14 protein-coding genes are annotated in these 16674 nt (G+C 44.9%); 13 read left to right on the plus strand and 1 reads right to left on the minus strand.

The window, feature by feature from the left end; genetic code table 11:
• Positions 1-29: 29 nt before the first annotated feature.
• From NST40_RS01715 to NST40_RS01775, 13 genes are all read left to right on the plus strand, one after another.
• Positions 30-605, plus strand: coding sequence for a TerD family protein (locus tag NST40_RS01715; RefSeq protein ID WP_076134803.1), 576 nt, complete (start codon positions 30-32; stop codon positions 603-605).
• A 57-nt stretch (positions 606-662) separates the two neighbouring features.
• Positions 663-1244 (plus strand): TerD family protein, encoded by a 582-nt coding sequence (locus NST40_RS01720; RefSeq protein WP_076275963.1) that lies wholly within the window; start codon positions 663-665, stop codon positions 1242-1244.
• Between the two features lie 133 nt (positions 1245-1377).
• The gene (locus NST40_RS01725; RefSeq protein ID WP_342410357.1) at positions 1378-2658 is read left to right on the plus strand and encodes a TerD family protein; all 1281 of its coding nucleotides are present in this window, start codon (positions 1378-1380) and stop codon (positions 2656-2658) included.
• Positions 2659-2685: 27 nt separating this feature from the next.
• A complete protein-coding gene (locus tag NST40_RS01730; protein ID WP_036687425.1) occupies positions 2686-3426 on the plus strand; it encodes a TerC family protein in 741 nt (246 codons plus the stop codon).
• A 225-nt stretch (positions 3427-3651) separates the two neighbouring features.
• The gene (locus NST40_RS01735) at positions 3652-4860 is read left to right on the plus strand and encodes an HpcH/HpaI aldolase/citrate lyase family protein (protein ID WP_232061116.1); all 1209 of its coding nucleotides are present in this window, start codon (positions 3652-3654) and stop codon (positions 4858-4860) included.
• Between the two features lie 76 nt (positions 4861-4936).
• Positions 4937-6247: a phosphoribosyltransferase family protein gene (locus NST40_RS01740; RefSeq protein ID WP_076219211.1), complete on the plus strand. Its 1311-nt coding sequence runs from the start codon at positions 4937-4939 to the stop codon at positions 6245-6247.
• Positions 6228-7379, plus strand: a complete 1152-nt coding sequence (locus NST40_RS01745; protein ID WP_076302299.1) for a cysteine protease StiP family protein — start codon at positions 6228-6230, stop codon at positions 7377-7379. The genes NST40_RS01740 and NST40_RS01745 overlap by 20 nt, the downstream gene beginning before the upstream one ends.
• Positions 7376-8209, plus strand: coding sequence for an HAD family hydrolase (locus NST40_RS01750; protein WP_036687429.1), 834 nt, complete (start codon positions 7376-7378; stop codon positions 8207-8209). The genes NST40_RS01745 and NST40_RS01750 overlap by 4 nt, the downstream gene beginning before the upstream one ends.
• Positions 8206-9261: an ATP-grasp domain-containing protein gene (locus NST40_RS01755; protein WP_076185601.1), complete on the plus strand. Its 1056-nt coding sequence runs from the start codon at positions 8206-8208 to the stop codon at positions 9259-9261. Before NST40_RS01750 ends, NST40_RS01755 begins: the two co-directional genes overlap by 4 nt.
• A gap of 34 nt (positions 9262-9295) precedes the next feature.
• Positions 9296-10003 (plus strand): hypothetical protein, encoded by a 708-nt coding sequence (locus NST40_RS01760; RefSeq protein ID WP_076219210.1) that lies wholly within the window; start codon positions 9296-9298, stop codon positions 10001-10003.
• An 11-nt stretch (positions 10004-10014) separates the two neighbouring features.
• Positions 10015-11115: a toxic anion resistance protein gene (locus NST40_RS01765; RefSeq protein WP_036687432.1), complete on the plus strand. Its 1101-nt coding sequence runs from the start codon at positions 10015-10017 to the stop codon at positions 11113-11115.
• Between the two features lie 460 nt (positions 11116-11575).
• Complete coding sequence (locus tag NST40_RS01770; RefSeq protein WP_076124688.1) at positions 11576-12364, plus strand: formate/nitrite transporter family protein; 789 nt, start codon at positions 11576-11578, stop codon at positions 12362-12364.
• Positions 12365-12556: 192 nt separating this feature from the next.
• Complete coding sequence (locus tag NST40_RS01775) at positions 12557-14173, plus strand: ATP-binding protein (RefSeq protein WP_342410359.1); 1617 nt, start codon at positions 12557-12559, stop codon at positions 14171-14173.
• 93 nt (positions 14174-14266) lie between these two features.
• Here the strand turns inward: NST40_RS01775 and NST40_RS01780 are convergent, their stop codons facing one another.
• Entirely contained in the window at positions 14267-16549 is a 2283-nt protein-coding gene (locus tag NST40_RS01780; RefSeq protein ID WP_342410360.1) for a TPM domain-containing protein, read from the minus strand.
• Positions 16550-16674 lie beyond the last annotated feature (125 nt).

The raw sequence follows: 16674 nt of genomic DNA on the forward strand, positions 1-16674 counted from the left end.
TCCAAATATAAGAAAAGAGGTATGTAATCATGGCAATTAATTTATCCAAAGGTCAAAAGATCGATTTAACAAAAGGCAACCCAGGTCTATCCAAAATCACTGTAGGTCTTGGCTGGGACACTAATAAATACGACGGCGGAAAAGATTTCGATTTGGACGTATCCGTCTTTTTGACCAATGCTAGTGGTAAAGTTGATAAAGAAACCAACTTCATTTTCTTCAATAACAAGCAAAATGAGAATGCTTCTGTTGTTCATACCGGAGATAACCGTACAGGTGAAGGCGATGGTGATGATGAGCAGGTTCAAGTGGATCTTCAGAACATCCCTGCTGATGTGGACAAAGTAGCTTTTACTATCACAATTTATGATGCTGAAGCAAGAAGCCAAAACTTTGGACAAGTCTCCCGTTCCTACGTACGTATCGTAAACGATCTGAACAATGAAGAATTGATTCGTTTCGACCTCGGTGAGGATTTCTCTATTGAAACTGGTGTTGTTGTAGGCGAATTGTATCGTAACGGTGCAGAATGGAAGTTCAATGCTATCGGCAGTGGCTACAAAGACGGCTTGAGCGGTTTGACTCGCGACTACGGCCTGCAATAAATTTCGTTCTGCATGCTAAAGTTGAATTGAATTCATAAATGAAAGAAGGTTTTGTCAGTGACGATCAGTCTCTCTAAAGGGCAACGGATTGATCTTACCAAGACTAATCCGGGTTTGACGAAGGTAGTGGTAGGATTGGGCTGGGATACTAATAAGTATAGCGGCGGCCAAGATTTTGACCTTGATGCTTCAGCCTTTCTACTGCATGAAGATGGCAAGGCCAAGGGCTCTGATGATTTTGTATTCTACAATAATCCATCGGGTGGAAATGGCTCCCTGACTCATACAGGTGATAACCGTACGGGTGAGGGTGATGGAGATGACGAGCAGATTGTTGTTGATTTCAGCAAAATCCCTGCTCATATTCAGCGCATCGGAATAACGGTAACGATCTATGATTATGAAACTCGGGCACAAAACTTTGGACAGGTTTCCAATGCTTTTGTACGTGTAGTAGATGCTTCTAATGATCGTGAAGTGCTTCGCTTCGATTTAGGTGAAGACTTTTCAACTGAAACAGCTGTTGTATTCTGTGAGTTCTACCGCAATGGTGCGGATTGGAAGTTCCAGGCGATTGGAAGTGGCTTTGCCGGCGGTCTAAGCGCTTTATGCAGAAACTATGGACTGGACGCGCAATAACATCCAAGTGGGCGGGGTCATTACCGATCCTGCCCTTTTTATAAATATTTAGAGCAGTACAGACTCCACTTTGTGGGGTTCTTTTTTACAAAATTATTAGTTGGTTTACTCCATTTATAAAGGTGGCGTAAGAATGAGTGTTAACGTAGTCAAAGGGCAAAAAGCTGATCTGACCAAAGGCAATGCTGGACTTCATTCTATAATCGTAGAGATCGGCTGGAATGCTCCGGCTGCTCTGGAGATTGATAGCTCTGCTTTCCTGCTTGGATCAGAGGGTAAAGTAAGTAAAGACGAGGATTTAATATTTTATAATAATCCAGCCACATCGTATATTAGGTATAAGGATGTGCCAGGATTCAATGACCGCAAGCAATTCGAAGTTCAATTGGATAAGATTCCTTCCGATGTGATGAAGATTGCCTTTACGCTTACCATTTATGATGGGGAGAAAAGGGGTCAAAGTTTTGGGCAAGTTAGTCAGGCCTATTTTCGGATTCTCAATCAAGTGACAGGTGCGGAACTGCTCCGATGTGATCTCGAGAATCTTTTCTCCGTGGAAACGGCCATTGTGGTAGGGGAATTATATAGATATAACAGTGAATGGAAGTTCAGTGCCATTGCAGCGGGGTTTGCCGGAGGTTTGAAAGAGATATGCAGTAACTTCGGTATTGAAGCGAATGAGGAGCCTGCTCCTGCTGCTCCACAGCCGGAGGTTAAGCCGCAGATTCCACCACAAATCTTCGCAACGCCGCCTGCGCAGCCAGTGAAACGTGAAGAAAGCTCTCCACCCACACCTCCGCCTTCGCCAATGAATCTCAACTTGAAGAAAATCGAGCTGAAGAAAAAAGGCGATTCCATTAATTTAAAAAAATCAGCCAGTGGTGATCTAGGGGAAGTGTTGATTAATCTCAACTGGAACCAGAAACAGGGCGGACTCTTTAGTCGTAAAAATGGCGTAGATCTAGATCTTGCTTGTCTGTATGAACTGAAGAATGGCAGTAAAGGAGTGGTACAAGCGTTGGGCAATGCCTTTGGCTCATTGAATCAACCTCCTTATGTCATGCTTGATGGGGATGATCGGACAGGCTCCGTAACTACTGGTGAGAATTTGCGTATAAATGGTATCAAAATTTCCGAGATTGAACGCATTCTAGTGTTTTCCTTTATTTATAAAGGGGTAACCAACTGGTCGGAGGCCGATGGGGTTGTCACCATCAAACAAGGCGGAGGACCTGATATCATTGTAAATTTGGACGAGCATAACAACCGAAAAGGGATGTGTGCCATTGCGTTATTCCGGAATGTAAGCAATGAAACATTTAGTGTTGAACGGCTGGTGCAATATTACAGTGGTCATCGTGAGATGGATGAAGCCTATGGCTGGGGGCTGCGCTGGGTTGCGGGCAGCAAATAATCGATTTTACCGGAGGCGCAAAGTGTAATGGATTGGTTCGCAGATTTTTTTAGAAATATTAGTGAGAATTACGGGCATTTTTTCTCATGGAGTGATGTAGTAGGTACACTCTCTGATCCTGTGAGCTGGGGGATTATCGGGAGCTTAATTCTACTAGAAGGTTTGCTCTCTGCAGATAATGCGCTTGTGCTTGCCGTTATGGTTAAGCATCTACCTAAGGAGCAGCAGAAAAAGGCGCTTTTCTACGGTATCTTAGGGGCTTATTTGTTCAGATTCCTGGCCATTGGACTAGGGACATTTCTTATTAAGTTTACTTTGGTTAAGGTTCTTGGTGCACTGTATCTCTTTTATATCGCATATAAAGGTTTATTTAAAGGTAGTGGCGAAGAGCATACGGAGAATAAAGGCACTTCTTTTTGGAAGACGGTTCTCCTTGTTGAATTAATGGATATTGCTTTCAGTATTGACAGTGTTATTGCAGCATTTGGACTTAGCGATCAGGTTTGGGTTCTCTTTATGGGTGGTATCTTAGGGGTTCTGATGATGCGCGGAGTGGCGCAGGTATTCTTGAAGCTTATTGATAAATTCCCTGAATTGGAACAGGCAGCGTTCCTGCTTATCGCCATTATTGCGGGTAAGATGCTAGCGGGTGCTTTTGGTTTTGAATTGCCGCATGTCGTATTCTTTACAATCCTTATAGCGGTATTCGTGGGTACGATCCTCTATAGTGCTAGACGTAAGAAAAAAGATGCCCATAAAAGTGCATGATTAAAAAAGTAATTGCACCATAGAGAAGTCGGAGCCGATCATGCAAGAATAGAAACGCCTGCTTCTTTCAGGTAATCGTATATGTTATAGCGTAGGCCTTCACTTATATTTGAGAGAGCCAAGATGCCATCCCCAAGGGAGAGTATTGCCGGTTCTGACACTCTCTATGAGGAGAGGTCTACGCTTGTTTTGCTTGGCTTCGCAAAACTATAAGGGGGAACCGATTTGAGATACTTCGATTACCTGACGAAAGAACAAGAAATCTCTTTGTTTTACACTCCGCCTATCTCATTTGATCATACCACGAACAAGGAACTGTTAGCCTACGCTGTCGGCGCTGCCCTCTATATGCCGGCTACCCGTGCAAGTGTTGCAGAAGACATCATTAAGCTCAAGAATGCAGGTCTAGTGACGGTTATTATAGATCTGGAGGACGCAATCGGAGATGACCAGGTTGACAATGCAGAGGAATCTATTATCCAGCATCTTATTTACCTAGCTGCTTACGCAGAAAATGAGCTGGATTCATCGAACAGCCTCCCGCTTCTTTTTATACGAGTACGTAACCCGGACCAACTCCGGCAAATGATTTTCCGCTTGGGATCCTTGGTAACGATGTTAACAGGGTTTGTATTTCCTAAGTTCTCTGTGGACAATGGAATTCAATATTTTGAAACGTTAGCTGAGTACAACAATACGCGTGGTTATAATGATCCTGTGCTTTACGGGATGCCAATCTTGGAAACTGCACCTATTATTTATCGGGAAAGTCGAGTGGACAGTCTGCTATCTATCCGTGATTTACTCCGTAATTACCGTGAGCTTGTCCTAAACGTCAGAATTGGGGCAACGGATTTCTCCAGCCTGTTCGGACTGCGTCGCAGTCCTGATGTTAGTATTTATGATCTTACTCCTATCCGTGACTGTATCTCGGACATTATCAATGTGTTTGGGCGGGTTGAAGAGGGATATGTGATCTCAGGACCTGTCTGGGAGTATTTTGCGAATAAAGGTCATCGAGTTCTCCGGCCGCAGCTGCGGCAGACGCCATTTGAGGATACTTACGGCAAAAACGGCCGTGATATGCGGAATAGCTATATCTCGAGCAGTGTGGACGGGCTAATTCGTGAGGTTATTTTGGATAAAGAGAATGGAATTGTGGGTAAGACGATTATCCATCCTTCTCATCTCAGACCTGTTCAGGCGATGTATACAGTGATGCATGAGGAATACGTCGACGCTTTAAGCATTGTAGAAAGTAATGATGGCAGTCTGGGCGTGTTTAAGAGTCAATATTTTAATAAAATGAACGAAATTAAGCCCCATCTGAATTGGGCAAGACGAATTTTACTACGATCTCAAATATACGGGGTGTTACATGAACAACAGCATTTTGTCGGATTATTACCCGAAAACGAATTTACGCACGTATAACATAGTCGAGAACCTGCAAGTGAATGTAACCGAAACCTTTAACCCCTTTCATATGCCTCTGGATTCTTTATTTTCTATGGCGGCGCGAATTAATAAAAAACGAACTTTTCTGTTTGTCAGTAAGGTGCTTGGCAAGCATATCCCCGTCGATCCGTATACTTCACTTCTAAGCGGAGCAGCGTTGGCGCTGCTGTTATATCAGGAGATGAACGGCGATTCCGTGGATAGTGATCGTATGACAAAGTTATTGGATATGGCGGTTCATGGGCTGATTCATCCTGAATTTGCTAAGGAAGCCTATCAACATTTACTAGCGGCCCGGCTGGTTTTGCCCAAGCCTGTGGTTTTTATTGGATTCGCAGAAACGGCAACTGCACTGGGTCACAGTGTGTACAACATCTTTGCTGAGCAGGCATCCTATATTCATACTACGCGTGAGCATATTCCTGATTTGGAGTCTGTTGTAAGTTTTGTAGAAGAGCATTCCCATGCAGTTGATCATCTATGTTATGCCTTGGATACCGAACTCTTATCTGGGACAGAGCCCATTATATTGGTAGATGACGAGATTACGACCGGGAAAACCGCGATCAATACGATTCGAGATATTCAGTCAAAATTCCCGCGGGAGGAATATGTGGTAGTCTCTCTTCTGGATTGGAGAAGCGGCAGCAATCTTCAACACTATAGTGAGCTTGAGCAGGAGCTGGGGATTCGCATTAAGTCGTTATGTCTGCTGCAAGGGAATATTGAAGTGATAGGTTCACCGGTGTTTAATAAGGATACTGAGCAGCTGGATAGAGAGGCCATTTTTGAGTGTGAGGTTGTAACTACTTATGCTCAAGATGGAATGGAACGACTGGAGGTATCCTCTATCGATTCCTATGGTGAGATCAACACAGCGCCATATATGAAATATAGTGGACGGTTCGGAATGGAGTCACAGGATAATCTGGAGCTTGATCAGGGTGTGAAACGAATAGCTGAGCAGCTGCGGCAATTGCGTAGAGGACCGAAAGCCTTGGTAATGGGTGTAGGAGAATTTATGTATCTTCCGATGAGAGTGGCGGCGGAAATGGGGGAAGGGATTGCTTACCAGTCTTCCACTAGAAGTCCAATCCACCCTGAGCGTCGGCCGGATTATGGGGTACATAGTGCTGCTGCGTATCCTTCAGCTGGTGACCCGGAAATCACAAACTTTATTTATAATATAGCTCCTGGTCAATACGATGATATATTTGTGCTGATTGAGCGTGATGTACCGCATGAGCGTATGAAACCTATGCTTGATATACTGAAGAAACTGGCCCGCCATAAAGTGCATCTTATTGTACTGACCTCGGAAAGAAGAAGTGGAGGCCCTACCTATGAAGGGAACAGTAACTGAAGAAATTCTAAACAGAAGTATAGCCGAACCGGTTCCGCTAGGCAGCTATTCTCCGTCAGATGTTATATTTTTGCTTAAGGATCTGAGCGATGTTTCACTGGAGCGGGCGACTGACGAAAGAGAGGCCGCCATTCAATCAGGCGTACACTACTCTGAGATGCTGCCCGTGGAATATCAGCCTACTGAGCAGTATATTGAGTTATTTCACGAGACGCTGGAGCAATCTGCGGAGAAGGTCGCTCTAGCAGTAGCGGTAGTCTCTGAGATGATTGTCGCTCAAAGGGGACTTGATACGGTGTTAGTCTCTTTGGCAAGAGCGGGAACACCAATTGGTGTACTGATTAAGCGTTATATCCAAGAGCGATATGGTGCTGATCTGCCGCATTATAGTATCTCTATCATTCGGGGCAAGGGGATTGATGAGAACGCAATCCTCTATATTCTGCAAAAGCATGGGCTTGACGCTGATTTGCAGTTTGTCGACGGATGGACGGGGAAAGGGGCTATTCGCCAGGTATTGATTGAGGCGTGCAACAGCCTATATGAGAAATATGGCATTCGGCTAAATGATGACCTGGCCGTATTGGCTGATCCCGGGAACTGTTCAGGCACGTTCGGGACTAGAGAGGATTATCTTATTCCTAGTGCATGCCTCAATTCTACGGTGTCAGGATTGATGAGCCGGACAGTGCTGCGCGATGATTTAATCGGTCCGGAAGAATTCCATGGGGCTAAATTCTACAAGGAATGGCTCGATACGGATGTATCTAATGTATTCATTGCGGCGATCTGCCCGTATTTCTCCTCCGTTGCGGAAGAAGCGCAAGCGATTGCTGAACAGATGCAGCAATCCCCGCCAGAAATTACATGGCAGGGCCTGCGTGATATTCAGAGTATTCAAGAAGTGTTCGGCATAGATAACATCAATTTGGTCAAGCCCGGAGTCGGAGAAACTACCCGAGTGCTGCTGCGCAGAGTACCGTGGAAGATTCTTGTCGATACTATGGATAATCCAAATCTTCGTCATATTATTCTCTTAGCAGAGGATAGAGGGGTTCCAGTAGAGGTATTCCCTGGACTCACCTACTCCTGTTGCGGGATTATTAAGCCGCTGAGAGGTGAGACGGAATGATCTATGCCAGTGATTTGGACCGAACGTTAATCTATTCCCTAAATGCAATCGGCGTCCCGGAGAATACTCCGGGCCTGGTTCCTGCGGAGGTTGTGGATGGCAAGACGGTTTCATACATTTCCCAAAAAGCATTAGCTGATCTGATGGAGCTTACTTCCCGTATTATCTTTATGCCCGTTACAACACGTACCATAGCGCAGTATAAGCGTATTAATCTGTTTCAAGACACGATTATTCCAGACTACGCGATTACTAGTAATGGCGGGAATATTCTGATTGGTGGCGAAGTAGATAAGAGCTGGAGAGCTTCGGTGGGCAGGCTTGTTCAAAACGAATCGGCTGCAGCAGAAGAAGTTAGAATGCACGTTAGGTCTGTAGTGCACGAGGAATGGATCATTAGTGAGCGGTATTGTGATGATTTATTTTATACTTTTGTAGTAGTGCGTGATTTATTACCTATGGATGAGATCACGAATCTGGCAGAGCGATTATACGATTTGGGCTGGCGGGTATCCTTACAAGGACGCAAGCTATATGTCGTTCCTGCCGCTGTGAATAAAAGTGATGCGATTGTTCATGTGCGCCGGACGGTTCGTTCAGAACCGATGGTAGCATCGGGAGATTCCTTGTTGGATAAGAGTTTACTAGAAAGTGCGGACTATGCGATTGCTCCTTGTCATGGAGAAATATTTGCAGAGCAGCAGAGTGGTCTTGTAAAATCAAGGTATCCCTTTACGAAGCAAGCGGGTGTTTTTGCTGGTGATGAAATTCTACAGTATGTAAACATGATCTATAATAACTTAACCGTATTGGGAGTTGGGCCACTATGAAAAAGGTAAACATTTATTTCAATCGCTGGTTTTCCGTCGCTTACCATTATATGAATCTCATTCGCAATAATGAGGATGGCGTTCCTGTACAAATCTTCGCCACGCATCCTGATATTCACCATATGTCCCTTCAAGGTGCTGATGTTGCTGGGACTGAACCAGCACTGACTGGAATAGAATATGTTCAATTCTGCGTGGATTTCTGTCGCCGCAATGAGATCGATATCTTCATTCCACGGTTACATATGCTGGATATAGCTTTGCATGCTGCTATGTTTGATGCGATTGGCACCAAGGTTCTAGTCTGTAGAGATTTGGACTTATTGGAGACCATCATGGATAAGGGGAAGTTCTACGAAAGTGTTAAGGAAACAGGGATTATGACAATTCCTGATTATCATGTGGTGAGTACAGCAGAGCAGTTCAAAGAGGCTTATCATGATCTTGTAGCCAAAGGACACCACGTATGCTTTAAACCCACGGAGACAGAGGGAGGCCTTGGCTTCCGTATCATTGATAACACACGTAGTCCTTTACAGGAGCTGTTTGGTCATGTAACTCCGCTGATATCCTTCGATGAGGCCTATCGTATTCTGGGAAGTGAACCTACATTCCCTGAACTTATGGTGATGGAATTGCTGGAAGGTTATGAATACAGTATAGATTGCTTGTCAGATGAGAATGGCAGGCTGTTAGCGGCTGTACCCCGTCGTAAAGCTGGCGGTCGTCTGCGGCTGATGGAGCATATTCCGGAGCTGGAGGAGATCGCTTCCCGGGTAGCAGAGGTATATAAAATACCTTTCAATTTCAATATTCAAATGAAGTATAGTGGTGGAATTCCTAAACTGCTGGAGATTAACCCCCGGATGTCTGGAGGTCTTCATATTTCTTGTCTGTCTGGAATTAACTTTCCATACCTGGCTGTCAAAAGTGCACTCGGCGGAGAGGTCCAGCCTGCGGAGTTCGGCGATAATGTGCTTGCCAGCCATGTAGAGCAGCCGCTAATTATGAAAATAAACGGCGAATCCGTAATTCCGGATCCCGTGAATTGAGCGTTCGCAATCTCGCTCACAAGAGGTGAGAAAAATTAAATTTAAATCGAAAGTATTGCTGTATGCCGGTATTGGCTATGTTGTCGCTGTATTAACGAGTTCTTTTTTGCCTGAGTTACTCTCCTTGCTGTTGCCTGTAGCGGGTGCAGCGGTAGGGGTTCTTGCAACGAGAAGTCCAAGAACCAACCTTCCGGCTGAGGTGCTGCCAGCAGGTCCAGAGACGGTGCCTGTTGCTCCAGCTCCCTCTGCAAATGCTCCGCAATTACCTAGTGCGGCAAATAATGCTGCACCAGGTAATCCGGGCAATAGTGGTAGAACTGAGGCCGAACCAACGAAGATTGGACCGGAATTTGCTCCAGTAGTTGAGTACCTTAGCATTCTGGAAGATATGATTATCTCCGAGGGGCAGAAGGATACACTGGACAATGAAATTGTCGAGAAATCACTGGCGCTTTTTGCGAGACTTCAACGTGTAATTCCGCTGCTGCAGGAGCTCAATAATGGCGATATTAATCATACGGTCCGCAGATTGATTCTGAAGGATTTGAATGGTGTGATTAACCCATTTTTGCGCCTAAGTGGTGAAGCAAAGACGAAGAATCGGAGAACGCTGCTGAACGGTCTAAGAGATGTTGATTCCAAAATATCGGATATTGCTTCGACGATCGAACATAAAGACCTGATGGAACTTCAGACGAAGGCGGAACTGATTCATCAGCGGTATAGCAGTTCCGAATTATAGGAGGGAAACCCATGTCCACGCAGTTGATCCAATTAAAAAAAGAAGATGAACAAAAGGTAGTCGAAGAAGCCGCACAATTGATCGAGAAGGTATCCCAGACAGATACAGTCACGTTGGATTCTTTAATGGATGATATCGGGAAGCTTGGGGTGAAGACGCAGGAAAAAGCAGGCCAAACGCTCAAGCTGCTGGATCGTCCGGTAAATGACCTGATGTCCGGTAAGCGTGTTGAAGTGCCTAACATGATTATGAAGCTGCGGAATGAGTGTGAAAATCTGCAACAGAGTAAGAATGTTAGCTTTTTCGGCAAAATGCTGCGGAAGAGTCCGATGAAGAACTATGTGTACAAATATCAGTCTGTCCGCACAAATATTGATGCGATTGTTACTGGTCTACGCGACGGCAGAGATACCCTCGAAGAGAGTATTGTAAATATGCGCCAGCTGAAACGTACCTCTATGGAGGAGATCTATAACCTTCAAACCAAAATTGCCTTCGGCAATAAGCTAAAAGAGCTGTTCGAGGTGGAGATTGCGAAGCCTGAGAATGAGTTCCGTAAAGCTTATCTGGAGCGTGGTCTGCGTAAAGTGATGGTTCGTATTCAGTCCATGACAGAGATGATTCTGCTTTACAATCAAGCGATTGCTGCTACAGATATCATCAATGACAATAATGATAAACTGATCGATTCCGTAAATAATGCGATTGATAAAACTTCTAATCTGATTACAGTGTCGGCAATGATTGCGATGTCGCTGGCCGATCAGGAGAATGTTATCAACGCTGTAGAAGCAACAAATAAGACGATTGAAGATCAGTTTAAAGAAAATGCACGCTTGCTGCGTACGACTACAGAAAAAACGACCGAGCTTCTATCCAAACCTTCCATGTCTATGGAAGCCGTGAATCAAGCGATCGGCGATCTGCTTAGCGCATTGGATACTTCGGAACAGTCAAACCGTCGTATTATCGAAAGCTGCCAGGATTATACATCCAAAATGACGACGATCAATACCCAACTGGGCAATCGTCTAGGACTCAATGAAGCGGACAAGCCTGAGGCGCTGAAACAAGGTGAAGCAGAGAGCCAACTGAGCAGCTTCTTGAACTAATTATTTTTAAAAAAGTCCGTAAAAATATAGCAGAGCAGTGAGCCTTCATTTCTGGGGGTTCGCTGCTCTGCTTTTTTTGGATATGAAGTAGCTTGCTTCAACTACTGCATAGGCGTAAACGTGATCTAATCAAATGAAGTTTGCTGTAGCCAAACATAAAGCCCTATCCACATACATAAGTTGTCACAAGACTACATGTGGAGGAAGTGGGGATAGGCTATGGTTTTAGGCTGTTTGATACTCGTGCTTATCATCGTCGCCAGCAGTGAAAAAGCAGAAGCCATTGCTAAAATGAATGAAGAAAATTAGCAAGAGGTAGCTTCGCTTCCCCGTAAGTATTCAGGGATTTTTTGCCGCGAGTTGGTTCAAGTAATTTCCAGCGGGTTATTGGGTATAATAACGCAAGGCTGTCGATTAGCCCATAATCAGCTGGAAATACCAAAATCCCTAAGGAGGTCACATGGAGAACGAGGCACTGCTTCAGGTTGAACAATTAGCACTTAAGAAACAGAAGATATTCCGGCAAAGCGTAATGCGCTATATTGCCAGAGCCATGCTGGCCAGTATGTTTATCGGATTCGGTGTAATTGTAGCATTTAAGACAGGCAACTATTTCTTTATGGAGCAATCCCCCTTTGCATATCCAATGGCTGCGATTACTTTCGGAGCGGCTATTATTCTAATTTCTTTTGGTGGTGGGGATTTATTCACCGGAGATACTTTTTATTACACATACACGGCACTAAGACGGAAAATGAAATGGTCTGAGGTTGTCCGCATGTGGATCATGAGTTATATCGGTAATATTCTTGGGGCTGCCGTTTTTGCCTTGCTGATTTTTTTGACAGGACTGTTCTATAGCTCAGATGTAAACGGTTTTTTGCTATATGTAGTGGAGCATAAGATGGAAGCCCCGGCAGGTCAGCTTTTCTTTCGGGCTATTCTTTGTAACTGGCTCGTTTGTATGGCTTTTTTTATACCGATGAATATGAAAGGCGATGGGGCCAAAATGTTCGCCATGGTCTTATTCGTATTCTGTTTTTTCATCTCCGGCTATGAACATAGTATTGCCAATATGTGTACCTTTGCGATTGCGCTAGTACTTGATCATCCCGGAACGGTATCGTGGTATGGCGTGGTGCATAACCTTGTCCCCGTTACGATCGGCAATTTAATTGGCGGTGGCGTACTGATGGGGGTAATGTATTATTATGTGAATAAACCTTTTTTGGATGATACTAAGCATTAACTGAAAAATAGAAAATAATAATTCTCCAAAACTTCGCTCTTGTATAGGGGTGGAGTTTTTTTGTGCAGAAAGTTATTTTTTAACATTGGGATTATTTGATTTTTAAGGATTGAAAAGGATTAGAGGGAGAGAGGTAGAATACATAATTATGCAATGCAAAATTGAAGATTCATACAGAATGGGGTAAGGGCTTTGGATGAGACAACAGGGATACTGACGGATGAGACCATTATTAAGGCTTCCAATCAGCATTGTATTGACCAGGGAATTGATCCTGAGCAACCGCCTGTCTTTGCAAAGGGATATTCTACTGATGAATTGGGGGCACAGCTTAGCGCATATAGTGAAGTGATTGAGGTTATCGAATTTTTTGTCAAAAAATTTCTTTCCTCAGTCAAAGGGAACCCGATCCTAGTTACGATTTCGGATGATGCAGGTTATCTATTGGCGTTCCAAGGAGATGCGACGATTATTGATCTCGTAGGACAGGTAGGCATCAAAGAAGGCGTGCAGATGAACAAAGAGGTGGGTACCAATTCAATCGCTTTAGCCCTTGAATATCAGAGGCCATTCCAGCTGACAGGACGAGACCATTTCCATCATATTTTGCATCATTTAGTATGCTGTACGGCTCCATTTTATAAAGAAAATGGGCAAGAGATTTTAGGTACAATTTCATTTATGGCAGATATAGATGTAGCCCATCCCCATCTGCTGCCTCTGCTCTGTACGATGGCTGACTCGATTGAACGTGAGATTTTGTTGCGGAGAGGGAATTCTCAGCTGCAATTATTAAATCGGATTTTGCTAGAGACCAATTACTTAGGGGTAATCATAACAGATCAATTCGGAACAGTCGTGAATATAAATGAGAACGGTTTAGCTATGCTTCATTTGGGTGGTGAGCATCAAAACTCTGTGGTTGGAACTAGTGTCTTTGAAATTAGGAATGTGGGCGCATACTTTCAACATGTCATCATACATCATGTCGCATGTGCCGGGTTAGAAGTGATTCAGGAGAAAAACGGGTTGTTCGAGCATTATATGTTAGATGTACTACCCGTTTACGATGCGAATGGTTACTTAGCGCGTGTGATTGGAAGTTTGCGCAACATCACGGAGATGAAAAGAACAGAAGAAGTGCTGCGCAATACAGAAAAGCTAGTGGTCGCAGGACAACTGGCTATGAGCATTGCACATGAGATCCGCAATCCCCTGACTACGGTGAAAGGGATGCTTCAACTGGCTAATAAAGATTCACGACTGCTGCATTATGATCTCATTATGTCTGAAGTGGAAAGAATGAATCTTATTGTGAGCGAGTTTCTTATTCTGGGTAAACCGCAGGCTGCGCATTATATGACTGAACAATGTAGCACGATCCTGCTGGAAGTATTGAATATCTTCGCGATTCAGGTGGAAATGAATAATATAGTGTTAAATACAAAGATCCATTATGATGCTGAGATCGAATGTGACCGCAATCAGATTAAGCAGATTTTCCTCAATATCCTAAGAAATTCAATGGAAGCTTTGCCTTTTGGCGGGAGCATTACAGTGACTCTTGATGTGAAGGATGAATTTCAGGTGATTACCTTCACCGATAATGGAGAGGGGATGAATAAGGAAGTTCTGGATAAATTAGGAGAGCCTTTTCACACGACCAGAGGCGATGGGAATGGACTTGGCTTCATGATTGTCAAAAAAATCGTGACTGCCCACAGAGGATATGTGGCAATAGCTAGTGAAGAGGGAGTGGGCACGGCCGTTACAATTTATCTTCCAATGGCACATTCATACCACAAATGAAACAGCAATAATAATTCATAATTAAAAAGACTCTTCCGCCTATATAAGCGAAAGAGTCTTTTTGTAAATCCATTTGCATCTAATGGTGAGGAATTACCACTTAGAGCCACCCGATGAATTTCCACCGGATTTGCCGCCGCCACCGCCCCAAGAAGAGCCGCCGGAGGATTTGCCGCCACTGCCGCCACCACCCCAGGAAGAGCCGCCGGAGGAACGTCCCCCACCGAATCCGCCTGAAGAAGGAGGACCGGAGGACATCCGTTTACGGGCTTGCGCACGCCGCTGTTGCTCTCTCATCATGGCTAGCTGGGCAAGCCGTTCTTCCTCTTCTTTTTGGCGAACGATTCGGTTCGCTTCATTCACAAAGGAAGTGATCTGAGCGTCATAAGCGCGGCCAATCGATTCCAGTTCCTCCAGGTTGTAAGGCCGGGATGACAACCGTTGCTCCAACTGGCTATATTCCGGCAGTAAGGATAACTCAAAGCGGATTCTGGAAGATAAGCCTCTGCTGTGCAGCATTCGCTGGGTCGTCTCTACCCGACTTTGTCCTTCGGAGAAGAGACGTTGTACTTTATCCAGTCTTTCATTTAATGCATTTAGACTTTCAGAGACGCCGTCATATTGCCGGCCAGCTTCATCCTGCAAGGACAGCAAGCGCTCCAGCGCATCGTGGGCCTTGTCATATTCGCCCCGTTCATCACTGGTCCAGTTCTCAATTTGCGCCACTTCACCTGCGCCTTCCCGAAGACGTGTGCTCCACTCCGTCAGAATGTTCTCTACGCTAACTATATGCTGTTCTTCGAAATGTACACGTGCTTCTGTAAATCGGGCCTGCAGCTCGTCTCGCCGCTGCTTCAAATGGCTCCATGTGGTGCGGAATGTTTCTAGATCTCTGCGGTTATTCTGCCGCAGCAGTGCTTGCTGCTCTGTCATAGCAACAGCTTCATCCAGAAGCAGATCTAGACTGGCGCCGATTCTGCGCACCTCATCCATATCTCCTATACGCAGCGGTGCTTCAAGAGTCAACGATTCTACGCGGGCCTGCTCCAGGTGGTCATATGGCTTAACCTTCATATTGTGCAGTGAATTCTGTTCAATGATCCCGGTGATTTTGGCACGTGCCGCAGCTAATACCGTAGGAAATTTGTTTAGCTTATCATCATAGAGATCAACATCCTTCAGATCCTGTTCGATTTTTTCCTGACGTTCCTGTGCATCCTCGGTAACCTCTTGTGCAGCAATGGGATCAAAAAGCTCCAATTGGTCTGCCTTAGCAGTTTCCTCCGCAAGCTCCTTAAGTTCCTCTACAATTTCTTGAAGCTCATATCCGGTTTCTTTAACTGCACCTTGCAGCTGTTCTTCAAGCTCTGGCGTATCCTCTTTCAGCTCTGTAATACGCTGTTTGACATTGCGGTCAGCTTCGCTAATGACAGCAATGTGTTTCTCTTCCTCTTCAAGCGCTGTGCGGAAGGCAGCTTCGGTCTGCTGCAATTGTTTCACGGCTGTCTTGAGGGCAGCCAAACGATAAAATGCTGGCTGAACGCCTTGACCTTCGCTTTGTAGTGCGGAGATTTCAACGAGCTTGGCGGACAGCCGCTTGGAAATACCTTCGACTAGCTCTCCCGTCTTCCCTTGAACGATCCCTTGAAAAGGGTTTAGCGATTCCAGTGCCCGATTTGCCTGGACCATTAAATTAGATAACTGTTTCTGTTGCTCGCTAAGCTGCTTGCGTCGACGCAGACCTGTAACCATTACAAAGAGTAGAAGGAGGATTAGAAGGGCTCCGATAAGAATCGCTGCAATCATAAACATGGAGCTGCTGGAGCGGTTTACATCATTCCCGACCCCGGCTGCGCTCCCGCTTCCTGCGGTTCCTCCAGTATTGCCGGCACGATCTCCGATGGAATGGATGGCATTAATCAAAGCCTTTGTCCCGCCAGCGAAGTCCCCTTTTTGGGCATAAGGAATGAAATAGGTGTCGAGCAGTTTTTGGATGGCTGAACTTCCCGAGGACCCTCCCTGATTCTTAGACCAAGTATTTAACGAGCTTTGAAAGCCTGGATTTAAGAAATTTAGCTCAATGGACTGGTCACCAGCGGAGATCAGCAGTAGAAGATCCCGCGTGGACAGTTTCCACGAGTCGTAAACCTTGTCTGCATACTTATCAGCTGGAGTACCGTCTGTGGAATCTACAGTGAGTACATGGATGGTCATGAGTTCTCCAGTGGCGGTAGCAGAAATAGACGCGGCTTCTGCGGAACTGAACATTTCAGCGTTATCGGTAACAAATCCCTGCTGTGCAGGAATTCCAGCGGCGTATGCACCAGGTACCCATAACAGGCTGAGCATTAAGAATAAAGCTATATACTTTTTCAAGCTGACACGCTCCGATCTGAAGGACTTTTTATTCAATGTATTATGCTGATAATTATACTATATCATTAACCATCAGGTGACCTGGAGATACTCCAATTATTATATAGTTATGTCTGCATACCAAC

It is taken from the genome of Paenibacillus sp. FSL R10-2778 (genome assembly GCF_038593035.1).
GTDB classification, from domain to species: domain Bacteria; phylum Bacillota; class Bacilli; order Paenibacillales; family Paenibacillaceae; genus Paenibacillus_AQ; species Paenibacillus_AQ odorifer.

Excerpts from the sequence above, each read along its gene's own strand:
- NST40_RS01715 (WP_076134803.1), top strand. The coding sequence starts at position 30 with ATGGCAATTAATTTATCCAAAGGTCAAAAGATCGATTTAACAAAAGGC.
- NST40_RS01725 (WP_342410357.1), top strand. The coding sequence starts at position 1,378 with ATGAGTGTTAACGTAGTCAAAGGGCAAAAAGCTGATCTGACCAAAGGC.
- NST40_RS01730 (WP_036687425.1), top strand. The coding sequence starts at position 2,686 with ATGGATTGGTTCGCAGATTTTTTTAGAAATATTAGTGAGAATTACGGG.
- NST40_RS01740 (WP_076219211.1), top strand. The coding sequence starts at position 4,937 with ATGGCGGCGCGAATTAATAAAAAACGAACTTTTCTGTTTGTCAGTAAG.
- NST40_RS01745 (WP_076302299.1), top strand. The coding sequence starts at position 6,228 with ATGAAGGGAACAGTAACTGAAGAAATTCTAAACAGAAGTATAGCCGAA.
- NST40_RS01750 (WP_036687429.1), top strand. The coding sequence starts at position 7,376 with ATGATCTATGCCAGTGATTTGGACCGAACGTTAATCTATTCCCTAAAT.
- NST40_RS01755 (WP_076185601.1), top strand. The coding sequence starts at position 8,206 with ATGAAAAAGGTAAACATTTATTTCAATCGCTGGTTTTCCGTCGCTTAC.
- NST40_RS01765 (WP_036687432.1), top strand. The coding sequence starts at position 10,015 with ATGTCCACGCAGTTGATCCAATTAAAAAAAGAAGATGAACAAAAGGTA.
- NST40_RS01770 (WP_076124688.1), top strand. The coding sequence starts at position 11,576 with ATGGAGAACGAGGCACTGCTTCAGGTTGAACAATTAGCACTTAAGAAA.